This is a genomic window from Oceanobacillus locisalsi (genome assembly GCF_042675985.1).
In the GTDB taxonomy this organism is placed as follows: Bacteria; Bacillota; Bacilli; order Bacillales; family Amphibacillaceae; genus Oceanobacillus; species Oceanobacillus locisalsi.
Genome location: NZ_JBHTKK010000002.1, coordinates 288,888 through 310,475 on the forward strand (window position 1 = coordinate 288,888; position 21,588 = coordinate 310,475).

Consider the following 21,588-nt stretch of genomic DNA (forward strand, 5'->3'; position numbering starts at 1 on the left):
GAATGTATACATGGAAATTCAAATCAACGAAGAAGTATTGGATGGAAGAAATGTGGAAGTATCAGAAGTGAATCATAAGAAACAGGTTGCCTTTTCATTTGATGTAACCAGTGAAACATATCATGATGTGACATCACTTCTGTATAAAAATGATTTTGACGTATCTATTCCTGAAAAATCTTTGTCTTTTTCTGCAACCATCTTGGAGTACGCTACATCCACAACAAATTTATATGAAAAAGGCAATACAAGCGAATTTTACTTAAAGTTGCGTGAAAAATAAATAGGCAGGCACGGAGAGGATGTGCACAATAGTGGAGGAACCATTGCTTTTAACGTTTCCGGATCAATTTGAAACAGAACGATTAACCATTCGTTCTCCAAAGCCAGAAGATTGGAAGCAGATTTATACGGCAATGCAGGCATCTATCAATGAGTTGAGACCATGGCTGCCGTTTGCGCGAAAAGAACAGACAGAGATAGATGTACAAAAGACAACAAAAGAAGCTTATCTGAACTTTCTTTCTCGGGAAGATTTACGATTTCACGCCTTTGACAAAGAAACGGGAGAATTTGTGATTTCTACAGGGCTTCACCGTATCAATTGGGATGTACGGAAATTTGAGATTGGTTATTGGGTTGATACAAAACATCGTGGAAATGGCTACGTCACAGAAGTAGTAACAGGATTGACTACTTTTGCATTCCGGGAGTTGCAAGCAAATCGTGTGGAAATCCGGTGTGACCCCCGAAATATGAAAAGCAAAGCAGTGGCTGAACGAGCCGGATTTGAGTTGGAAGGAATCTTAAGAAATGACGTTATAGAAGAAAATGGGGAACTGAGAGATACCTGTATTTTTGCAGTGATTGAAGATCCTATAATAGATGAGAAATAAGGGTGAAGGAATGAAGCGAGTAAAAGTAAAACAAGCCTATGTAAAAAATATGAAGCAGCAAAACCCATTGATTTTAGAAGAAGCGATTGAAGGGGCTCAGAAACTACAGGAAGGAGAAATCATTGCGCTGTACACACAGCAAGGAGAATTTCTCGCGCAGGCGTATACAGGACGCCAAAATAAAGGGATGGGCTGGGTGCTGACATGGAAGCAGACAGACACGATTAATCAGGCTTTCTTTAAACAGAAACTTCTCACTGCAATGAATAAACGCCGTTCCTATTATCAAGATGAAGAAACAACCGCCTTTCGCATGTTCAATGGGGAAGGAGACGGAATTGGCGGCTTAATCATTGACTATTTTGATGGGTACTATGTGATGCAATGGTACAGTGAAGGGATTTATGCGTTTAAAAACTGGGTCATCCAGGTTTTTGACGAACTGGGTGATTATCAGGGAATTTATGAAAAAAAACGTTTTGATACAAAAGGGCAATATGTCGAAGATGATGACTTTGTTAAAGGTGTAAGAGGAGCGTTCCCGCTGATTGTGAAGGAAAATGGCATGAACTATGCTGTTTATCTGAATGATGGAGCGATGGTCGGTATTTTCTTAGATCAGCGTGATGTCCGAAAAGCGTTGCGGGACAAATATGCGAAGGAAAAACATGTATTAAATACCTTTTCCTATACTGGTGCTTTTTCCGTTGCAGCTGCATTAGGCGGTGCAGACAAAACGACCAGTGTTGATTTAGCCAAACGCAGCAAACACAAAACCATTGAACAATTCAGTATCAATGACATTGATTTTGAACAGCAGGATATTATCGTGATGGATGTATTTGATTATTTTAAATATGCAAAACGGAAGCAATTACGATTTGATGTGGTGGTTCTTGATCCACCGAGCTTTGCGCGTTCTAAGAAAAGAACGTTCCGGACGGCGAAAGATTATCCAGAACTGATTGAAAATGCGATTGACTTGCTGGAAAAAAACGGTGTCATTATTGCTTCCACGAACACGGCTTCGTTCGGCATGAAGAAGTTCAAAGATATGATTCTGCGCGGTTTCCAGGCAAAACAAAAGCAATATACTATCTTGGAAGAGTTCTCGCTTCCCGGCGATTTTGCAGTGGATAAACATTTTAAGCAAGGAGATTATTTGAAAGTGGCAGTGCTTCAGGTGAAGGATTAAGTTGCTCGATCTACAATCCACCCTATTCGCAAAACGAAATCAAAACAGTCAATTCGCATGAGCATTCGCGTTTTGGCTGTTTTTTAATATGTTGGTAGCAAAAAAGAAATAGAACGTATGCCTGCTCTTTTTCTACATTAGTGAAATTTAAATGTAGAAAAAATCTAAAAAAATACTTGTATAATTATTCTTTTTATTGCATAATAATACGTAACTACTTTTTGGAAAGGGTGTTCGTGTATGACAGTAAATCAAATCCAATTTCAGCAGGAGTTAAAGAACCGCGACTTTTTAACACTTGCAGACTATACAAAAGACGAAATTGAATATTTAATCGACTTGGCAGATTATCAAAAAAAGCAAAGTAAAGAAGGTATCATTTTTGAACCGTTAAAAGGGAAAACATTAGGCATGATTTTTGAAAAATCATCCACTAGAACGCGTGTATCTTTTGAAGCGGGAATATATCAGCTTGGAGGATTAGGGATTTTCTTAAATTCGAGTGATATTCAAATCGGCAGAGGAGAAACCATTGCAGATACGGCACAGGTGTTATCCGGGTATTTAGATGGCATTATGATTCGTACTTATAACCAGGATGATGTAGAGGAGCTGGCGAAACATGCAAGTATCCCTGTCATCAATGGCTTGACGGATCTTTATCATCCATGCCAGGTATTAGCTGATTTACAGACGATAAAAGAAGTAAAAGGGTCGCTGAAAGGGCAAAAAATCGTTTATATCGGTGACGGGAATAACATGGCGCATTCGTTAATGATTGGCGCTGCAAAAATGGGGATGCATATTGTCATCGCAACACCGGATAAATATAAGACGGAAGAACAGATTACCGAAACAGCGAAACAATTTGCATCGGAACATGGTGCAACGATTGAATGGAATAATGACCCGGTTGATGCTGTGAAGGATGCGGATGTGGTTTATACAGATGTATGGGCAAGTATGGGACAAGAATCAGAACAAAACCAACGTGAACAAGAATTTCAGAAATTTCAAGTGAATGAAGCGCTGCTCGCTCATGCAAAATCGGATGTTACCTTTATGCATTGTCTGCCAGCGCATCGCGAAGAAGAGGTGACAGCGGAAGTTATTGACGGAGAACATTCGGTTGTGTTCCAGCAGGCTGAAAACCGTCTGCATGCACAAAAAGCTTTGATGACAGCATTGATGGGATAATGTCATGTCCATAAAAGAAGCAGGGAAATCCATTATTTGGCTTTTCCTGCTTTTTTTATTGTTTTATATGTATGAGTATGAAAAGCTCTGGTTCCAGGATAATGACAATACAGACCTGTTTTCTTAAAAGAAGCGGTTAAACAATATATCATCTTGATACGTTTTAATCCGGTTAAAAAAGGAAATGAATCAGAGGAGGAGGCGATTAACATGAAAAAATCACTGCAGCTCATCGGATTATTACTTCTATTAACTATCATCAGCGCTTGTCAATCTGATACAGAGCAAGAAGTAAATAATCAAAATGACGAGAGCGGAGAAACAACGCAAGAAAATGAATCAGACATAGCCGGCGACGTTTCTGAGGAACCGGATAATGAAACTGCTGCGAACGAAAATGCAGACTCCGCTTATGAATATGAAGAGCAGGAAGTAATTGAAGGACAGATTGAAGAGGGCACGTATGACGTTATAGTCGAAACAGATAACCCAGGATCCCGCGTTATGTTTTATGAAATAAATGGAGAAAAATATTATAAAACTGTCTTTGTTAAAGAGGATAATCGTTTGAAAATCATTGATATTCAAAATGATGAAGAGCAGGGGCTCATTTACAATGACATCATATAAAAATGTGCAAGCGTCTCCCATCTCCGCTTGCACATTTTTTGCTCCGTATATCATATAACTTTACAACTTTATGAAATAGAAACCCCTTTTGTATCAATCTTCAAAAGCTTTACTTGATAACCTTCAAGTTGTTTTGCCATTTCCTGTTTCACTGCTTCTCCGTTTCCTTTTGGCACAAAGGAAAGCATGGTTGGCCCGGCTCCGCTTAAGGCTGTACCATAGGCCCCAAGCATTTTTGCATTTTCCCGAATCAAATCAAAATGCGAAATCAGCACCTTGCGAAAAGGTTCATGAAATAAATCATTTTCCAGCATTTTTCCAAATAATGCATAATCCTTGGAGTAAAGTGCTGCTACAACGATATTACTCATTGCACTGGCTCTGGCTGCATAATTGCGTTCATATGTATCTGGCAGGCAATCCCTGGCAACTTCCGTTTTCAGTTCTACTTCCGGAATGTATGCAATGATATCTAAATCAATATCATGTAAACGCACAGAAGGAATGTCATCTTCCAGCATCGTAGAAATCGTTAAACCGCCAAATATAGCCGGAGCAATATTATCAGGATGCCCTTCCAGCTCTGTTCCGAATGCAAGTTTCTGCTCATCGGTTAACTGTAGATTTCCAAGCTGATTAGCCAGCTCAATTCCCGCAACAATAGCTGAAGCACTGCTTCCTAAGCCTCTGGCCAGCGGAATTTCACTTGTTTCCTGCACGCTGCAAGAAGGTAGCGTTACCCCGTATCTTTCTGCCACCTGTTTGGAGATATTCCAAATAAAATGATTTTCCTCAGATTCCGAAGAACCATGAGCGAAAAAAGCTTGTTTATCCGAATCCGCTACATCTAAATGAATATACAGACCTAATGCCAGACCCATGGAGTCAAATCCAGGGCCTAGATTAGCGCTGCTTGCTGGTACAGAAATGCGAAAAGGGATCATGATGTAATCATCTTTCCTAAATAGTCAAGGATAGCTGTTTCATCATTTGGCAGTGTAACAGGATCAATAGTTAATTGGTCAATAGCTGTTTGCGGGTCTTTTAATCCATTCCCAGTCAATACAGCTACAACTTTACTGCCTTGTGGAATGGTACCAGCTTTCACCTGCTGGATGATACCGGCAATGGAAGCTGCAGAACCTGGCTCTGCAAAAACACCTTCCTTACTTGGAAGCAGCTTAAATGCAGAAACAATTTCATCATCGGTGACAGAACCAATCATGCCATCAGACTCCTGTCTGGCCTGGACAGCGAGTTCCCAGCTAGCCGGATTTCCAATACGGATTGCTGTAGCTACTGTTTCTGGCTCTTTCACCACTTCATTACTGACAATGGCAGCTGCACCTTCTGCTTCAAATCCGAACATTTTTGGAAGCGCAGTTCCTTTTGAGGTGCTGTATTCTTTAAAACCTTTCCAGTAGGCGCTGATATTGCCTGCGTTACCAACCGGAATTGCCAGAATATCCGGTGCTTCTCTCAGCTGCTCACAAACTTCAAACGCCGCTGTCTTTTGACCTTCTAAACGGTACGGATTGACGGAGTTTACCAACGTAATCGCTGATTCTTCACTAATCTTGCGGACAAGCTGCAATGCCTGGTCAAAATTGCCTTCTATTTCCACAATCTCAGCGCCGTACATCACAGCCTGAGCGAGTTTGCCAAGCGCAATTTTTCCTTTCGGGATTACGATAATCGCACGCAAGCCTGCACGCGCTGCATAAGCAGCTGCAGAAGCAGAGGTATTTCCGGTAGATGCACAAATAACAGCGTTTGAGCCTTCTTCTATTGCTTTGGCAACAGCCATAACCATTCCCCGATCTTTAAAGGATCCGGTCGGATTTAACCCTTCAAATTTTCCATATAGTTCAATTCCCAATTCCTCTGACAGATTTGGAAAATGAAAAAGAGGAGTATTCCCTTCAAATAATGTTAAAGCAGGTGTTTTATCTGTGACGGGAAGTAAATCACGATATCCTTCAATCAGACCTTTCCAAACCATCTTATGCATCTCCTTCTACTCTATAGTAGCTTTTTATCTCGTTAACTGCATCAAACGATTCCAATTGTTGCAGTACTTGTTCAAATTGGTAGTATGGTGTATCATGTGTCACTAAAACAATTTCAGCAGATTCTTTTTCATCTACAGGTGTCTGCAATATGCGTTGAAAGCTGATATCTTGAGCGTGAAAAATTGATGAAATTTCTGAGAAAACGCCAGTCTTATCTGCTACACATAAGCGGACATAATACTGACCATGCTGTTTCTCTTTTGGACGGAGTGTTTTTGGAAATTGCATATCGTTGGACTGATTTCCGGATACACCCAAGCGCATTGCTTTGATTGCGGCAACAACGTCGGATAAAATCGCTGTCGCTGTCGGCAGGCTTCCTGCTCCCGGTCCATAAAACATCGTTTCTCCGACTGCTTCTCCATAAACATACACCGCATTATATTCATTTTTAACACTTGCCAGCGGGTGATTTTTGGCCAACAGGGTAGGCTCTACACTCACTTCTAATTCATGGTCGAAAAAGTTGGCAAAACCGATAAGTTTCATTGTATATCCCAGCTGGGAAGCATAGCGGAGATCTGTTAAATCAATACCATGAATACCTTCGATAACAACGTCTTGTAAATCGACAGGTGTAGAGAACGCTAGACGGCCAAGGATAGCCATTTTCCGGGCGGCATCTAATCCTTCCACATCTGATGTTGGATCTGCTTCAGCAAAACCCAGGCGCTGCGCCTCGGCAAGGGCATCTTCATAGCTAACGCCTTCTTCGTCCATTTTCGTTAAAATAAAGTTGGTTGTCCCATTAACAATCCCCATAATTTTTTGAATATGATCGGAGGACAGCCCCTCGTTAATTCCGCGGAGAATAGGTATACCGCCGGCAACACTTGCTTCATAATAAAAATCACAATTATTTTTTACTGCTGTCTTCTGCAGTTCAGGACCATGAACAGCGACTAAGTCTTTGTTAGCAGAAACAACGTGTTTTTTATTGGAGAAAGCTTTTAAAATATATTCTTTCGTATGATCAATTCCGCCCATAACCTCAATGACGAGATCAATATCTGGATTTTCCAGTACCTCGTCGGAATTTGTTGTTAAAATGCTTTCATCTACATCAATATCCCGTGCCTTTTCCATATTACGCACGAGCGCTTTAACCACTTCGACTTTACAGCCAAGTTGGTGGGCTAGTTTTTCCTGATGATCTTCAATCAGGTGGATAACGCCCGAACCAACAACGCCAAGACCTAATAATCCTACTGAAACCTTATCTTCCATCTTATCACCTCTATGCTTCTATTGTATATTTAATTTATTTAAACATGAAACAGGAAGTAAGGCAATAGCGAATTTTTAGAATAGACAAGCGCCGATATGCGAAATCGCTTTCTTTTGCATTAGAATAAGCAAGCGAAAAATCATCCTATTTAAAAAATGTCGTAAACTCGGCTCAACAATTTCGGACGTTTCCCTGTCTTTTTCATATAATAGAAAAAAAGGGGATGAAACGATGCGAATCTATCATCTCGGAGCATTATTTATGGTTTGTTTAAGCTTAGGTGCCGGGATAGGGTACAGTTTTGCCAGAATAGAAACAGGAGCGCTTGCCGGTCTTATTTTGGGGCTGATTCCCATTGTGATGTACAGAAGAGCTGTTATCAAAAGAGAGAAAAATGTACGTAGTGAGAAAGAAAACATATCCTGACCAGGGGTACTTTTTTGTTCCAAACAACAGCATAAAAAAACCGCCGGAAGGTTAGCAGGAGAAACCTTCCGGCGGTGATCACAAAATGTATAAGGAAGTCGCCCGGTTCTGCTCAGGGGACCTATTTAATCTGCAGTAACCGGCGGCCGCTTATATCCTTTAAGCGCGATGCATGCTGTAATCAATCCTAAAAAGACAATTGCTCCGCCGACGTACGCATTCTTATCCACACTTGCCATTTCAATAACAACACTGCCTGCGAATGATCCGACGGCAATTCCTAAATGCAGGGCAGAATTATTTAAGCTGACCAGAATGCTTGAATTTTGCGGAGACGTTTCAATCAAATAACTTTGGACAGGCGGGGAAACAGCCCAGCTGAGCATTCCCCATAAAATCAGCACAACGAGGAATAAGACAACGTGGAATGACGAAACAGGTATGATTAAAATCGTAGCCACAAATAAAATAACCGCGCTGAGAATCGTTCGTTTCGGTCCGAATAAATCGGATAATGTTCCCCCGGCACCGCCGCCGCTGACAGCTGATATACCGAAAATCAGATAAACAGCACTTAACCAAATGCCATCCAGCTCCATAAAGTCTTTTACGAATGGATTCAAATAGCCGTATAACGTGGTATGTCCGGCTAAAACAAAAAATGTCGTCAACAAAATGAAAAGAATCTTTGGATTTCGGATCAATTTCAACTGTGTTGTTATCGGTAAAGGTTTTTCTACAGAAGGAATGCGCTGCATAAAGAAATGCACACATATAATAGAAGCAACCGTTAAGAAAGCAATGAGTACAAATGGTGCACGCCAGCCGAACGACTCGCCGAGGATTAAACCAAATGGGATTCCAAAAACCAGTGATCCGCTCACTCCCATGCTTACGATGCCAATAGCACGTCCGCGGTAGGCAGGTTTAACAATGGAGGAAGCCATCATTGTGCAGAGTACGATTAATAAAGAAGCACTCGCTGCAGAAATAATTCTGCTAATAAAAATCATTGTATAGTTCAAACTAAATATAGCAATTATATTTCCCAGTAAAAAGATGAATAAAGAAATAATCGTCAGCTTTTTACGTTCTACTGAGGCGGTTAAATAAAGCAGAATAGGGGAGGCAATCGCAAAAACGAGCGAGAAAATCGTAATTAATAAACCTGCTTTTCCTAAAGATACATTTAAATCAGCTGCTACTAAATCAAGAATACCGCCAATAATTAATTCAACCATTCCAACAACAAAGGAAATGGTCATCAGTAAATACACACCTTTATTCATAACACACACGCCTTATCTATAATTATCTTGTCATCTATCATTTTCAAACACTAAGTATTATCATAGCTCAAAGTAAAGAGCTTGCACAAGTAGTTTTAGTGAATTTTTAATGTGAATTCAGCATTTTTAAAGGAAAAAAAGACACTTATTTGTTATACTTATATGTATCGCATGAAAAATAAGGAGGCGTTTTGGGTGAGTAATAAAGCAACACTGGAAAAAGATGCAATGAAGGTTTTGAAACAGACGAGCAGAACATTTTATATCCCCATCAAACTGTTGAACAAAACGTTGCGGAAAACGGTTGGTTCGGCTTACCTCTGCATGCGTGCTGTTGATGAAATAGAAGATCATGAGGAAATGGATGCGGAAATAAAGCAGCATTTATTAATGGAGACAAGCCAATTATTAAAGGAATCAGTATTTAATCGAAACGCTTATGATCAATTGGTGGCTCCTTATGAAAAAGAATTGCCGGAAGTCACATTACGCTTAGCAGATTGGGTTGCATTCTGCCCGGATGATATTGAACGAAGAGTCAAAGATTCCACAAGTGAAATGGCAGAAGGAATGGCGAAATGGGTGGAAAAGGACTGGCATGTGCAAACAAAAGAAGACTTAGACGAGTATACATATTATGTAGCAGGCCTTGTAGGCGTGATGTTATCTGATATTTGGAATTGGTATGACGGCACGGAGACAGACCGTGATTTAGCTATTGGTTATGGCCGGGGATTGCAGGCTGTGAATATATTACGCAATGTGGACGAAGATGCAGAACGTGGAGTAGGGTTCTTCCCAGATGACTGGTCTAAAAAAGAGATGTTTGCTTATGCCGAAGCAAACTTGCAAAAAGCAGATCAGTATATGACACAAATCTCCACGAAGAATATCCTGCTGTTCTGTCAGATTCCGCTGGCACTTGCCCATAAAACATTAAATGCCTTAAAAAGCGGTAAAGAAAAAATGTCCAGGGATGAAGTGGAAGAGACGGTGGATAGAATCATTAATTCCTAAAAGGATAGCAAAAACGTAATGTGATTTAAATATTCCCCGTGATGGAAGAAAAGGTTCCTTTTTTCTGGTGATAAAAAAGGAACCTGATATCCCCGATGTATTACGGTTTATAATCGCCGGGAGATTTTTCTCCAAGCTTGATATAGGAAAACATCTGCGCCGGCTGCATTAAAACGTTTCGCCATGGTTTTTTCTTTTTATTTGTGTGCGCATACATGCAGTGTAGTTTATGGTATACTAATAACCGAACCATGAGTTTAGAAAGGGTTATCATCATGAATAATAATGAGTTGTTTTATGCATGGATTCATTTGTCCAAATACTACGATCGTATACTGAAGGCTATGGATTTCACACTTCAAGACCAATACCAATTAGGAATAAAAGAATTTTATCTTATGTATTATTTAGCACAATCAGAACAAAAGAAGATGCGCTTATCCGAATTAGTCCCCAAAGTAGGTTTAAGTCACAGCGCTTTATCGCGTTTAGTTACAAGATTGGAACAATACCGGGGAGAGCCGTTGGTGGAGCGTCAAAAAGATGGCAAAGATAAACGATCTGTGGATATTCTTCTTCTTCCAAAAGGAGAACAATATACGGAAGAGATGCAGTCGCTGATTAGTGCCAGTTTGCAGAAACAAATGAGCGAGAAAGACATGCAAAATATAAAAAGGCTTGTTGAATAAGAAGGAGATAATTGATTACAAATACGTCAGACGAACTGTTTGCATTTGAAATCTTTTATCGTTTGACTTTGAAATCACATGGATTTAATATGTATGCGCGTCAATAATGTAAGCTGATATACATGTTTGGATGCATGGAATGAAAGGAGCAATCATATCATGGTAAAGTTGACACGTGGTATTGACCATGTAGGAATTACAGTACCGGATATTGAAGAAGCTACAACATTTTTCAAAAAAGTGTTTCATGCAAAAATTGCTTATGATAATAAGAAATTAGGCGATGAACCGCAGCAGGGAGAAGCTGTCGAAAAAACATTAGGTCTAAAAAAAGGTGCGAAGGTGATTCACATACGTATTCTATTTTTTGATAATGGTTCTAATTTAGAACTTTTTCATTATAAAGATACGGAACAAAGAGAACCTGTTATTGCCTCTGATTTGGGCGTGCAGCACTTTGCATTCTATGTGGATGATATTTGGCAAACAGCTGCACATTTTGTTGAAGCTGGCGGAGAATTATTAACAGAGCCTGGCGAGCTATTAGGTGATGTGGAGAAAGGAACGGGGCATTTTGTTTATGGTCGTGCACCGTGGGGTATGCTAATTGAGTTGATAAGCTACGATCCGAATCAATTAGATTATCCTGAAGATAGTGAAACCAAAAGATTTACACCATAAAAATAAAGGTGCGACTTCATTTCTGTAATCTTTTGTGGATGCCTTTATATATGTAATAACTGCTACGAAAGCTAATTAATGAAGATGGGATATAACTAACTTCAATTCACTGGAAAATGGTTCTAATCATCCAAAAGAATGGTTGGAACCATTTTTTACTGTAAACACCTTATAGTGTGAAATTTTCTTATTTTTGGGGGTGAGAAGGGTTTGAGAAAATTTAATTAGGGTATACTTCTATATTCGCGATTATTCGTTGAATAGATGCTTCAATTGATAGTTGTGTTGTTCCATGCACGAAACTATAATATGAAAATATGTGTTAAAAAACAAGTAAGAGGATGAAAGTTTGTCAAGTATGTATAGTACTGACTTTTATTCTGGTCTATAATGCCATTTTAAGGTGTTGTAGACGCTTATACAAAACAGGAGGTAAAATGTGAAGTCAGAGAAGGGGAAAGGTTTAGATTGGCCGGTCTTTTATATCAGTGGAGGGTTTTTAGTTCTATTTATCATATTATCACTAATTAACAGTGATATGGTGGATAATGCAGTGAATACATTATTTACCTATTCTGCTGATTGGTTCGGCGCTTATTGGCAAATACTTTTATTCCTTAACTTCGCTATCGGCTTAGGATTAGCCGTATCAAAGTACGGAAAAGTAAAATTAGGAAAACAGGATAAACCGAAATACAGTTATTTTGGCTGGGTGGCTATGATATTAGTTACACTGCTGGCTGCCGGAGGGGTTTTCTGGGCTGCCGCAGAGCCGATGTATCATTATATGGACACACCGCCTTTATTCGGCGGAGGACAATTCAACTTTATAGAAGGCGGATTTGCGCAATCCTTTATGCATTGGGGCTTTCTCGCATGGGCGATTCTTGGCACCTTAGCTGTGATTGTCATGATGTATGTCCATTATCAGAAAGGGTACCCTTTAAAACCACGGGGATTGTTATACCCTATTTTTGGAAAAAAGATTTATGAAAAAAGTGTTATTGGAACAGCTGCAGATGTATTTTCAGTTATTGCAACCGCAGCAGGAACCTTGGGGCCATTAGGCTTTTTAGGATTGCAGATTTCGTATGGGCTAAATCATTTATTTGATGTTCCCAATACATTGACCGTCAGTATTATTGTCGTGATTGTTTTAGTTGCTATCGCGGCGATTTCAGCTGCGACTGGAGTCGACAGAGGCATCTATCATCTTAGTAACTGGAATGTAAAATTTACGATTTTTCTTGGCGTTATCGTACTGATTATAGGACCCACTCTATTTATAATCGACGGGTTTGTCGGCGGTACGGGAGTTCATATTCAAAATGTATTTGAGATGATGTTTTACCGAGGTGACGGCGAGTGGCTGGCAGGATGGACGCTTTTCTTCTGGGCATGGTTTATTGGTTATGCACCGATGCTTATCGTATTTATCAGCCGTATTTCCAGAGGAAGAACAATTCGTGAACTGGTTATAGCCGTATCTATTGTAGCGCCATTGGTGACAAATTTTTGGTTTTCCATTGTCGGCGGAACCGGAATCTTTTTTGAAATGCAAGATGGAGGATCTGTTTCTGGACCATTAGCAGAAGGCGGTATGCCGGCAGCAGTTATGGCAATTACAGATCAACTGCCAATGGGAGTTGTGATGGGTGTTGCATTCCTGTTGGTATCTATCGTATTTGTTGCCACAACAGCGGATACCATGTCTTATACAGTATCTGCAACATTATCCGGACATGATAATCCAAGTCGTTGGTTACGTGTTGTCTGGGCTGTTCTTTTTGGGGCTTTTACGGCTGCAATTATTTCTATTGGGGAAGATAGTATTACATCGATTCAGAACTCGATTGTTATTTCCGCAGTGCCGGTATCATTATTGATTTTGCCGCCACTTTGGAATGCACCGAAAATTGCCAAGAAAATGGCACTTGAACAGGGACTTGTCTGGCAGCGGGAAATGCGCAAAAAAGTAGATAAAACATATAAGTAAAACGTATAAAAATGGACAGCGAAGGCAAATGCCTTTTCAGCTGTCCATTTTTTAATGTGTGCAAGAAACATGTTACATGCATTGAAAGGATTCAATGCTATTTAAGTCCATTCCGAAGTAAACCCAACGGAACCCGTTCCAACGAAAACCGGCAATCGAGTTTCTTCCTAAAAACGTCGGGAAGGCCCAGAATCCACGGCCGTGATTTGGCCAGATATAAGTGAAACGGAACATACAATGCCTGATACCTCCTGGATCCACTGCGAATGTTTGCACCTGTTGTTTTTGCGGTACAAAGTTCGGTGGGGGACTCATAGGAGCCTGGCTGTTCATTCCGCCCATTGCTGCCGGGTCGGGTTGCTGTTCATAAGGTGATCCATTATTTCCATTGCCCTGCGCATTGGGGAAAGAAGGGGCAGGCGGCCAATTTTGGGGAGGCCCTCCATTTCCATTCCCGTTCCCATTATTGTTTGCAGGTTCGGGAAACAAATTATCTTGAAGTTGTTCTGTAATAAAATCCTGGAAAGGAAACCCGTTCCCGTTTCCTCCCCCATTTGGCGCTCCAGGGAAAAAGCTGTCAATTCGCTCTGGTGCAGGATGATATTGCTGGCCGTGTTGAGGGGGCAGGTTATGAGCGGGCTGCTGTTCCGGATAATAGCTGCCAGGTCCGCCTGTCTCCCCCTCTGGTCTTTCTGGAAAAAAGCCATTGGCAGCATTATATTGCGGCGCTGGCTGGAAATAGTTATTTAACATCTGTCCGGGCAGATTATTCTGTTTGTCTTCCGCTCCGTGTGGATGCTGTGGTCGAAAATGATTCATTATTCTCCTCCTCTGCCTTCATTCATGCTCTTGAGCATTATATGAGACATCTGCCTGGTTTGCGCCTCTTAATTAGCAGAATGGGCTGAATAACCAGAAGGAAAAAATGTTTTTTATAAAGTATCTACAGCATCTTGAATATCTTGCGCCTCTGTAATTGCCGTAATAAAGGAAACGCCGTCAGCGCCTGCTTCGATAGCAGAGCGGGCATTTTCTGTCTGAATGCCGCCAATCGCCACAATGGCGATATCCGAAAATTGCCTTCGGATAGTATGAATCCATTCCAGCCCGGCAACTTTCTTGGCATCTTCCTTGGTAGAGGTGGCAAAAATAGGACCGACTCCGATATAATCCACCAAATCAAGCGGACTTTGTTCCAATTCTTCTTGTGTAGATATGGATAAACCAATGATTTTATCAGGAAACTTGGCGCGGATTTCTTCTACAGGCATATCGTCCTGTCCGACATGTATGCCATCTGCTTCCAACTCTTCGGCAATCTCTATATCATCATTGACGAAAAAAGGGACTTCATATTCACGGCATTGTTCTCTTAAACGCTTGCCAAGCTGCAGTTTTTCTTCGCCTTGTAATGACCCGCTACCTTTTTCCCGAAATTGAAATGCGGTAATACCGGCGGCGAGTGCTTCTTGTAACACAGCTTCTGGATCTCTGTTACAATTTTGGCTGCCCATAATAAAATATTTTCTTAAGATATTACGGTTAAATGTCATCATTCGGGCCTCCATTTAGTTGTTTTGGTGCACAAGATAAAGCGTCGATAAAGTTTGGCAAAAACGTTCCTGAACCTTTTACATCCGGCTGTTCCGCTGCACGTTCTGCAGCAAGCCCGTAAAAACAGAGTGCTGCATGAAGCTGTTCGGAAACAGGATAAGAAGTAGTAAGGCACGCCGCAATAACGGATCCTAATAAACATCCAGAACCGGTAATATTTGCGAGAAGCGGATGTCCTGTCTGGTTGTAAATGAGTTGTTGATCTGTATAGATCACATCTGTTTTTCCGGTTATCACGATAGCGGTATTCCATTTCTTACCGGCTTGTTCTGCAATGTCATCAACGTTTCCCGCGCCGACAGAATCGACACCGCGCATTTGGATGTCTGTATCAACCAAGGATGCGATTTCTCCTGTATTTCCTTTAATAACAGTTGGGCGTACGTCTTTTAAAATTCTTTCGATTACTTCTTGTCGAAATGGGGTCGCAGCAACGCCAACAGGATCAAGGACAACCGGAATCCCTTTTTGGTTAGCTACTTTTCCCGCTGCAATCATTGCAGGAACTTCACTTTCTAAAACTGTACCTATATTTAAAACAACTGCATCCGAAGCTTTTGCCATATCTGCGACTTCTGTCATTTCTTTGGCCATCACCGGGCTGCCGCCAAAAGCAAGCAGACCATTTGCACTAAAGTTGACGACAACCTGATTGGTTAAATGATGAACAAGCGGGGTGTTGTTTCTGGCTTGCTGGATAATATCAGGATTCATGAATAATCTCCTTCCCTTCATTTTCCCGGATAGCCCAGTGGTTTGTCGGACCATTTCCTTCTCCGAGTTCAAATGATTTTGAAATGGCAGCAGTTACAAACGTTTTTGCCTGCTTCACTGCTTCTGGGAGCGGATAACCTTTTCCTAAATAAGCAGCAATAGCAGCAGAATAGGTACAGCCTGTTCCATGCGTGTTTTGCGTATCAATACGCTCAGAAGCATAACTGTGCATGTTATTTCCATCATAAAGAAAATCAATTGCTTGTCCTTTTAGATGGCCTCCTTTGATTAAAGCAGCATCCACTCCATATTCTTGAACAAGATATTTTGCTGCTCCTTTCATATCTTCTTCTGTTGTAATCGATAATCCGGTCAAGAATTCGGCTTCCGGAATATTTGGTGTTACAACGGTTGTTAACGGGAGGAGATATTGTCGTAAATAGTTTCGGCCCGCTTCATCTATCAGAGAATCTCCGCTGGTAGCGACCATTACTGGATCCATAACATATGGAGCATCGACTTGTTCTAACTTTTTAACGATTAATTCCATCATTGGCTTGCTTGCAATCATACCTGTTTTTATCGCATGAATCGGCATATCTTCTATAATGACGTCTAGCTGGTCTTCAATCATGGAAAGCGGCATATGCTCAACGGAGCGGACTCCTGTTGTATTTTGTGCTACAACGGAAGTAATCACAGACATTCCATAAGTTTTTAATTCTTGAAATGTTTTTAAATCGGCTTGTATACCAGCACCGCCGCTAGGATCAGTACCAGCAATGGTTAATGCACAACGAATCGGTTTCATGATAAAAACCTCCTTCATAGAATAAAAGATTTATTTTGTTAAAGAAAATTGGCGTGACGGGAGACGGCTGACTAACAACCACCCGATTAATGCACCGGAAACACTGCTTACAATAAATGGCGGAATAAAGGCAAAAGCTCCTGCAGAACTTCCCATAAGTAAGTTAGCGATAGGAACAGCGAAGAAAGAACCGATAATGCCAGTACCAATTATTTCTCCTAAGGCCGCCATCGGATATTTATACGTTTTCCTATACAATACCCCGGCAACAAAAGCGCCAATCATCGCTCCGGGAAATGCAACCAATGTTCCCAGTCCTAAAAGGTTTCTGAGCAAGCTGATCATGAATGCAACAATTACTCCGGGACCCGGCCCGAGCAAAATGGCGGCAATGACATTAACGGCATGCTGGACCGGGTAGGCTCTGGCGACACCTGCAGGAAACCAGAGCAATTGAGAGCCAATCGTTCCAATAGCTACGAGAACAGCCATCATCGTTAATAAACGTGTGCGATTTTTCAATTTCATCATCTCCTTTTATTTGGACAAATAAAAAAGGAACTACTTTATAAAATAAAAAAATCAGGCTTTGTCGGGAAGCCTGATTTGGTATACTGAGAGTAATCATACGTTGATTGACTACTTCCCTACGCTGGTATTAACCAGATCAGGTTTATAAGAGTCGGAAAGTGAGCATGCTTTCCTCTCAGCCCGCCATGTTGGGCTCCCCTAGTAGTTGCTTTTCATAATTTTCTTTGATTCTACTTTATCAAAGATGAAGCAGTTTGTCATGAATGAATAATTAAACTGCAAGTTCATAATGATATATTGACAGGAAGAGGTATGAAGGATGCTAAAAATAAATGGTATGGAATATCGTCAGGGAGACCAGACATTGTTCCCTAAGATAGATATAGAAGTAAAAGCTGGAGAAATAAAAGCAATTCAATCAACTGTTAATATTCGTTCCGTGTTGCTGCAGATGATTACCGGAAAAGAAAATGTACGAAATGGAACGATTCAGGTTCAGCATCAAACATTACAGGAGGATAAACAGAAATACTTTTCCTGTTTAGGTGTTTGCTGGTATGAAGAAGGGATTTACGAACGAATGCAAGTGCAGGAATATTTGAAATTTATTGGCTCTTTATATCAAAGAAAGGTTTCTGTAAAAGAAGTACTTTTGCAAATTCAATTAGAGGAAAAAGCGAGATGGAAGATGCATCAGCTTCATCGCTCTGAGAAGCGGCGTGTTCAGTTTGGAAGAATATTAATGCAGGAAGCGGAAGTGGTGATTTTTGAAGAGCCTGAAGTAAATATGGATTTAGAAACAAAGCGCGTCCTGCATCAATTTGTCGAATTTCTGCAGAATCAACAGAAGGCGGTGCTGATTTTAACAACAAGTACAGAGAGCGCCATCACGATTGCGGACACAGTCTATCGTTTAGATGAACAGGGGATAAAGCAAATGGAAGTCGAATCAGAGAAGAATGAACGTTTAACATCCTTAGAAATAGATACAGAGGAAACAGCGGAAGACACGGTCCAAATAAAGCAGGCTTTCCAGATAAATAAAATCTCCGCAAAAGTAGAAGATAAAATCATTTTATTTGATCCACAGGAAATTGATTATATCGAAAGCCAGGATGGACAATCCTATCTCTATACCCGCGGAGAAGGATTTCCGACAGGGCTTACCCTAAAAGAATTGGAACAGCGTCTGTCCCATCAAGGCTTCTTTCGTTGTCACCGCTCCTATATTGTGAATCTTCAAAAAATAAGAGAAGTGATTACCTGGACGAGAAACAGCTACAGTTTATCTCTTGTTGATAAAAAAAGCTCTGAAGTCCCGCTATCGAAATCAAAGTTGAACGAGCTGAAAGAATTATTGGGGGTAGAATAAACACAATTCAACGTCATATATACTCCATTCATCGGAAATATAGTGCGCTGTTGCTGAAAAGAGCTTATTCTGTAGTCACAGGCAACTTAACTGACACAGGAGGTTTTGGGAGTGGAGAATATGATTGAAGTAGCATCCTTAGAGAAGGTTTTTGGGGACAAACAAGCGTTACATGATGTGTCCTTCCAGGTTAAAAAAGGAGAAACATTTGGTTTTCTTGGCCCAAGCGGTTCAGGCAAAACAACAACGATTAAAATTTTAACTGGACAAATGAGACAGAGCGGAGGTACAGCGAGTATCTTTGGAGTACCTGTTTCAAAGTTAAATACACCTGAATATCGGAAACGTTTTGGCGTTGTAACAGATAATAGCGGTTTATATGCGAGGCTGACCATTTATGATAATTTAAAGCTTTATGCAGATTTATATGATACGTCTTATAAGCGGATTGATGAAGCGCTGGAATCAGTGAATTTAGGTGCGGAGAAAAAAACACAGGTTTCGAAACTTTCCAAAGGGATGACACAGCGTGTGTTGCTGGCAAGAACACTTTTGCATAAGCCTGAGTTATTATTTTTAGATGAGCCGACATCGGCATTGGACCCTGCGAATTCAAAACATATTCATAATGGTTTAAAAGAACTGAATCGACAGGGAACGACTATTTTTCTGACAACACATGACATGGAGGAAGCGGATCATCTCTGTAATCAGGTAGCCTTTTTAAATAAAGGGATTGTCCAGCTTTTAGATGAACCAAAACAACTAAAAAAACAGTATCGGGAAGAGATTATCGGCATCGAATTAAAGGATGGAACAGAATTAGAGTTTCCCTTGAAAGCATCAAGTGCTGAGGAAATTCAACAATATATTTCCCGGGAAATGGTGGAGCGTATTTATACAAAAGAGCCAACCTTAGGAGATATCTTTGTTGAAGTAACTGGGAGGGAATTAGTATGACATTTTCTGTAAAACGATTCATGGCTATTTTTCAGAAGGATTTAAAAGATTTATATCGAAATATGTATGTTTCATCCACAGCATTGATGCCGCTAGTCTTTGCTGTTATATATGGAAGAATGGATAATATAACGATAGAGATGTATGTATTTGTAATCAGCATATCGCTTGCACTGGTCGGCACTTTCCTGCAATGTGCGATGATCGCAGAAGAAAAAGAGAAAAATACGTTGCGTGGTCTGATGCTTTCCCCAGCCACATTGACAGAAATACTATCTGGAAAAAGTGCTGTGACAATTGTTATTACCGTGGTTGTAACCGGCGTTTGTATGCTTCTTATGAATTTTTCCTTTGCAGGCAGAGGTGTTTTGATTGCAGGGGTTATACTCTCTCTTATTTTCTTTATTGCATTAGGTACATGGATGGGCTTGATAACAAGAAGTGTTTTAGAAGCATCTGTCTATATTCTCCCGGTCATGTTTATATTTGGGATGGGGAATATGTTTATGGCATTTGCAGATCAGTATACCTTCTTGCAAGTATTAGAATATACACCTGGGATCCAATTGGAGGAAATTGTGAAATTAGAAGATACAGGAGCAGGTTTTAGTCAGCTATGGAAGCCATTTGCTATTATCGGAGCATGGGTTGTGGCATCATTGGTGTTGGCTGCTGTGACATTTAAGAAGCGGATGATGGACTAAGAGGATAATTGGTTTCTGTTTAGATAGATATTATGAAATTTGCAGCCATTTAAAGAGTGGAAGCGGCTCTTTAAATGGCTTTACGGATATTTAAACAATATTGAATTTATTAACGATCTTATTTAATATATAGGTTCCCTGTTAAAGAGTATACACTGACATTGCAATGGAAAAGGCGTATAAAAGAGCATAAAAAGCCTGATTATCTAGCTCAGGCTCATTTGCGGTGCTATTTTTGGTTTATACAATCATATAAGAAAAATAAAATGGTTGTGAAGGTTTTTTCAATGATATGTAGAATTACTATATAATAAGCTAATTCTTTGAAAAGCATTTTAAAGAAAGAAAAGAATCTGTGTATATTTTAAAAGTTATTGGGAGTGTGGAAATAATAATGATTCAAATCTTTGGCAGAAAATGTAGTTTAGAAAATATAGTATTTCCTGTCCTATTTCTTTTCGGAATTGTCATTATGGGTTTAAATGTTTTTTATTACTTAAACTTTGATGCGAATATATGGAACTGGAATATGGGGGTTGGCGTTACGCTGTTTGCTTATGCCTGGTATCAGATGTTTGATAAAAAGTAATTACGCCAATTCGCGATATGAAAAGCTATTTTTGGGCTCGTCTTGATAAGCTCATCAATAGCTTTTCATTTGGGGATTGAAATCCTATAGGGAGATTTATTGCTTTGCAGTTTTTAAAGTAACTCCAAGGGAATAACTGAAGAAATATAGAATCGGATAGTGCGTCTTGAATATTGTATTCTATATGCACGCATTTTGATAAGCAAAGCATCAATGAACTATCCGATACTTGTACAGATTTAGAAAATGGAATTTTCATATTAACTTTATCGCTTATTATTCTTATTTCTTAATTTCTTATATATTGTTTTAAGATAATGGGTGAATTTTAATTTTAGCGGTTAGCAATAATTAGATAGACAAAAAAAGCAGGTGACAACCATGAACATTGAAATAAGAACTGGAAATCACGATGATTTCCAAGAGATTATGCACATTATTAACCACGCCAGAAATAAACTGGCTGCATCTGGATCGCCGCAATGGTCCAATGAAGATGCTCCCAAAGAAGCAGATATCAAAAATAAGATAGAGAGTGGAAATAATTATGTTTTTACGATGAATCAAACAATCATTGGTACAGCAATTATAACGGATGAAGAAGAATCAGCTTATTCATCCATATGTTATGGTGATTGGGATACATCACAAGGAGATTATGCGACCATTCATAAATTTGCTATCAATCCAGAGATAAATGGAAAAGGTTATGGAAAAACGTTTCTAAAACTGCTGCTACTTGTATGTAAAGAAAAAGGGTTAGCTGAAATACGGATTGATACCCATCCTCAAAACCGAGCCATGCAGCAAGTTATCTTATCAGCAGGGTTTGCGTTTAAAGGAATTATTCATTTGCCGTTTGTGAATGGAGAGAGATATGCGTATCAATTATTTTTATCATAAGAGAGTTTTAATAAGCGGCATCATATGCATATTCTTCTAGTTAGAATATAGATATGATGCAGGCAAAAGGGAGA

24 protein-coding genes and 1 riboswitch are annotated in these 21,588 nt (G+C 40.0%); of the genes, 15 read left to right on the forward strand and 9 right to left on the reverse strand.

Features of this window, described 5'->3' with window-relative positions; all coding sequences use genetic code 11:
- Window positions 1-10: 10 nt before the first annotated feature.
- From ACFQ19_RS03530 to ACFQ19_RS03550, 5 genes are all read left to right on the forward strand, one after another.
- Window positions 11-283 carry a DUF3219 family protein gene (locus ACFQ19_RS03530; RefSeq protein WP_379590635.1) on the forward strand — a complete coding sequence of 91 codons (273 nt, stop codon included), beginning with the start codon at window positions 11-13 and terminating at the stop codon, window positions 281-283.
- Between the two features lie 19 nt (window positions 284-302).
- Window positions 303-896, forward strand: coding sequence for a GNAT family N-acetyltransferase (locus tag ACFQ19_RS03535; RefSeq protein ID WP_379590636.1), 594 nt, complete (start codon window positions 303-305; stop codon window positions 894-896).
- A gap of 10 nt (window positions 897-906) precedes the next feature.
- Window positions 907-2,091, forward strand: coding sequence for a class I SAM-dependent rRNA methyltransferase (locus ACFQ19_RS03540; RefSeq protein WP_379590638.1), 1,185 nt, complete (start codon window positions 907-909; stop codon window positions 2,089-2,091).
- A 240-nt stretch (window positions 2,092-2,331) separates the two neighbouring features.
- The gene (gene argF / locus ACFQ19_RS03545) at window positions 2,332-3,288 is read left to right on the forward strand and encodes an ornithine carbamoyltransferase (RefSeq protein WP_379590640.1); all 957 of its coding nucleotides are present in this window, start codon (window positions 2,332-2,334) and stop codon (window positions 3,286-3,288) included.
- Between the two features lie 210 nt (window positions 3,289-3,498).
- Window positions 3,499-3,918 (forward strand): hypothetical protein, encoded by a 420-nt coding sequence (locus tag ACFQ19_RS03550; protein WP_379590641.1) that lies wholly within the window; start codon window positions 3,499-3,501, stop codon window positions 3,916-3,918.
- Between the two features lie 68 nt (window positions 3,919-3,986).
- Here the strand turns inward: ACFQ19_RS03550 and thrB are convergent, their stop codons facing one another.
- From thrB to ACFQ19_RS03565, 3 genes are read right to left on the reverse strand one after another with little or no spacing between them, the layout of a single operon-like run.
- The gene (gene thrB / locus ACFQ19_RS03555) at window positions 3,987-4,862 is read right to left on the reverse strand and encodes a homoserine kinase (RefSeq protein WP_379590642.1); all 876 of its coding nucleotides are present in this window, start codon (window positions 4,860-4,862) and stop codon (window positions 3,987-3,989) included.
- Window positions 4,859-5,920 (reverse strand): threonine synthase, encoded by a 1,062-nt coding sequence (gene thrC, locus ACFQ19_RS03560; RefSeq protein WP_379590643.1) that lies wholly within the window; start codon window positions 5,918-5,920, stop codon window positions 4,859-4,861. The genes thrB and thrC overlap by 4 nt, the downstream gene beginning before the upstream one ends.
- Window position 5,921: 1 nt before the next feature.
- Complete coding sequence (locus tag ACFQ19_RS03565) at window positions 5,922-7,217, reverse strand: homoserine dehydrogenase (RefSeq protein WP_379590645.1); 1,296 nt, start codon at window positions 7,215-7,217, stop codon at window positions 5,922-5,924.
- Window positions 7,218-7,449: 232 nt separating this feature from the next.
- Here ACFQ19_RS03565 and ACFQ19_RS03570 point away from each other — a divergent pair, with 232 nt between their 5' ends.
- Window positions 7,450-7,644, forward strand: coding sequence for a hypothetical protein (locus ACFQ19_RS03570; RefSeq protein ID WP_379590647.1), 195 nt, complete (start codon window positions 7,450-7,452; stop codon window positions 7,642-7,644).
- A gap of 125 nt (window positions 7,645-7,769) precedes the next feature.
- On the opposite strand, the gene ACFQ19_RS03575 is transcribed toward ACFQ19_RS03570, so the two are convergent.
- Entirely contained in the window at window positions 7,770-8,933 is a 1,164-nt protein-coding gene (locus ACFQ19_RS03575; protein WP_379590649.1) for an MFS transporter, read from the reverse strand.
- Between the two features lie 195 nt (window positions 8,934-9,128).
- Between ACFQ19_RS03575 and ACFQ19_RS03580 the strand changes: the two genes are divergently transcribed.
- The 4 genes from ACFQ19_RS03580 (at window position 9,129) to ACFQ19_RS03595 (ending at window position 13,316) form a co-directional block, all read left to right on the forward strand.
- A complete protein-coding gene (locus ACFQ19_RS03580; protein ID WP_379590650.1) occupies window positions 9,129-9,950 on the forward strand; it encodes a squalene/phytoene synthase family protein in 822 nt (273 codons plus the stop codon).
- A 275-nt stretch (window positions 9,951-10,225) separates the two neighbouring features.
- Complete coding sequence (locus ACFQ19_RS03585; RefSeq protein ID WP_379590652.1) at window positions 10,226-10,639, forward strand: MarR family winged helix-turn-helix transcriptional regulator; 414 nt, start codon at window positions 10,226-10,228, stop codon at window positions 10,637-10,639.
- A gap of 159 nt (window positions 10,640-10,798) precedes the next feature.
- Complete coding sequence (locus ACFQ19_RS03590) at window positions 10,799-11,320, forward strand: VOC family protein (RefSeq protein ID WP_379590654.1); 522 nt, start codon at window positions 10,799-10,801, stop codon at window positions 11,318-11,320.
- Window positions 11,321-11,759: 439 nt separating this feature from the next.
- Complete coding sequence (locus ACFQ19_RS03595; RefSeq protein ID WP_379590655.1) at window positions 11,760-13,316, forward strand: BCCT family transporter; 1,557 nt, start codon at window positions 11,760-11,762, stop codon at window positions 13,314-13,316.
- Window positions 13,317-13,388: 72 nt separating this feature from the next.
- On the opposite strand, the gene ACFQ19_RS03600 is transcribed toward ACFQ19_RS03595, so the two are convergent.
- The 5 genes from ACFQ19_RS03600 to thiW all read right to left on the reverse strand — a co-directional run bounded on the left by ACFQ19_RS03600 (window position 13,389) and on the right by thiW (window position 16,983).
- Window positions 13,389-14,135 carry a hypothetical protein gene (locus ACFQ19_RS03600; protein ID WP_379590657.1) on the reverse strand — a complete coding sequence of 249 codons (747 nt, stop codon included), beginning with the start codon at window positions 14,133-14,135 and terminating at the stop codon, window positions 13,389-13,391.
- A 113-nt stretch (window positions 14,136-14,248) separates the two neighbouring features.
- The gene (thiE, locus tag ACFQ19_RS03605; protein WP_379590658.1) at window positions 14,249-14,869 is read right to left on the reverse strand and encodes a thiamine phosphate synthase; all 621 of its coding nucleotides are present in this window, start codon (window positions 14,867-14,869) and stop codon (window positions 14,249-14,251) included.
- The gene (gene thiM, locus ACFQ19_RS03610; protein ID WP_379590660.1) at window positions 14,859-15,644 is read right to left on the reverse strand and encodes a hydroxyethylthiazole kinase; all 786 of its coding nucleotides are present in this window, start codon (window positions 15,642-15,644) and stop codon (window positions 14,859-14,861) included. The genes thiE and thiM overlap by 11 nt, the downstream gene beginning before the upstream one ends.
- The gene (gene thiD / locus ACFQ19_RS03615) at window positions 15,634-16,455 is read right to left on the reverse strand and encodes a bifunctional hydroxymethylpyrimidine kinase/phosphomethylpyrimidine kinase (protein WP_379590661.1); all 822 of its coding nucleotides are present in this window, start codon (window positions 16,453-16,455) and stop codon (window positions 15,634-15,636) included. The genes thiM and thiD overlap by 11 nt, the downstream gene beginning before the upstream one ends.
- A 30-nt stretch (window positions 16,456-16,485) precedes the next feature.
- Window positions 16,486-16,983 carry an energy coupling factor transporter S component ThiW gene (gene thiW / locus ACFQ19_RS03620; RefSeq protein ID WP_379590662.1) on the reverse strand — a complete coding sequence of 166 codons (498 nt, stop codon included), beginning with the start codon at window positions 16,981-16,983 and terminating at the stop codon, window positions 16,486-16,488.
- Between the two features lie 99 nt (window positions 16,984-17,082).
- Window positions 17,083-17,196: riboswitch (TPP riboswitch) on the reverse strand.
- A gap of 109 nt (window positions 17,197-17,305) precedes the next feature.
- On the opposite strand from thiW, the gene ACFQ19_RS03625 reads away from it, so the two are divergent.
- From ACFQ19_RS03625 to ACFQ19_RS03645, 5 genes are all read left to right on the forward strand, one after another.
- Window positions 17,306-18,358: a LytTR family transcriptional regulator DNA-binding domain-containing protein gene (locus ACFQ19_RS03625; RefSeq protein WP_379590663.1), complete on the forward strand. Its 1,053-nt coding sequence runs from the start codon at window positions 17,306-17,308 to the stop codon at window positions 18,356-18,358.
- Window positions 18,359-18,469: 111 nt separating this feature from the next.
- Window positions 18,470-19,318: an ABC transporter ATP-binding protein gene (locus ACFQ19_RS03630; RefSeq protein WP_379590664.1), complete on the forward strand. Its 849-nt coding sequence runs from the start codon at window positions 18,470-18,472 to the stop codon at window positions 19,316-19,318.
- Entirely contained in the window at window positions 19,315-20,022 is a 708-nt protein-coding gene (locus tag ACFQ19_RS03635; RefSeq protein WP_379590665.1) for an ABC transporter permease, read from the forward strand. Before ACFQ19_RS03630 ends, ACFQ19_RS03635 begins: the two co-directional genes overlap by 4 nt.
- Window positions 20,023-20,416: 394 nt before the next feature.
- A complete protein-coding gene (locus ACFQ19_RS03640; RefSeq protein ID WP_379590666.1) occupies window positions 20,417-20,611 on the forward strand; it encodes a hypothetical protein in 195 nt (64 codons plus the stop codon).
- A 381-nt stretch (window positions 20,612-20,992) separates the two neighbouring features.
- A complete protein-coding gene (locus tag ACFQ19_RS03645; protein ID WP_379590668.1) occupies window positions 20,993-21,514 on the forward strand; it encodes a GNAT family N-acetyltransferase in 522 nt (173 codons plus the stop codon).
- The last annotated feature ends 74 nt before the right edge of the window (window positions 21,515-21,588 follow it).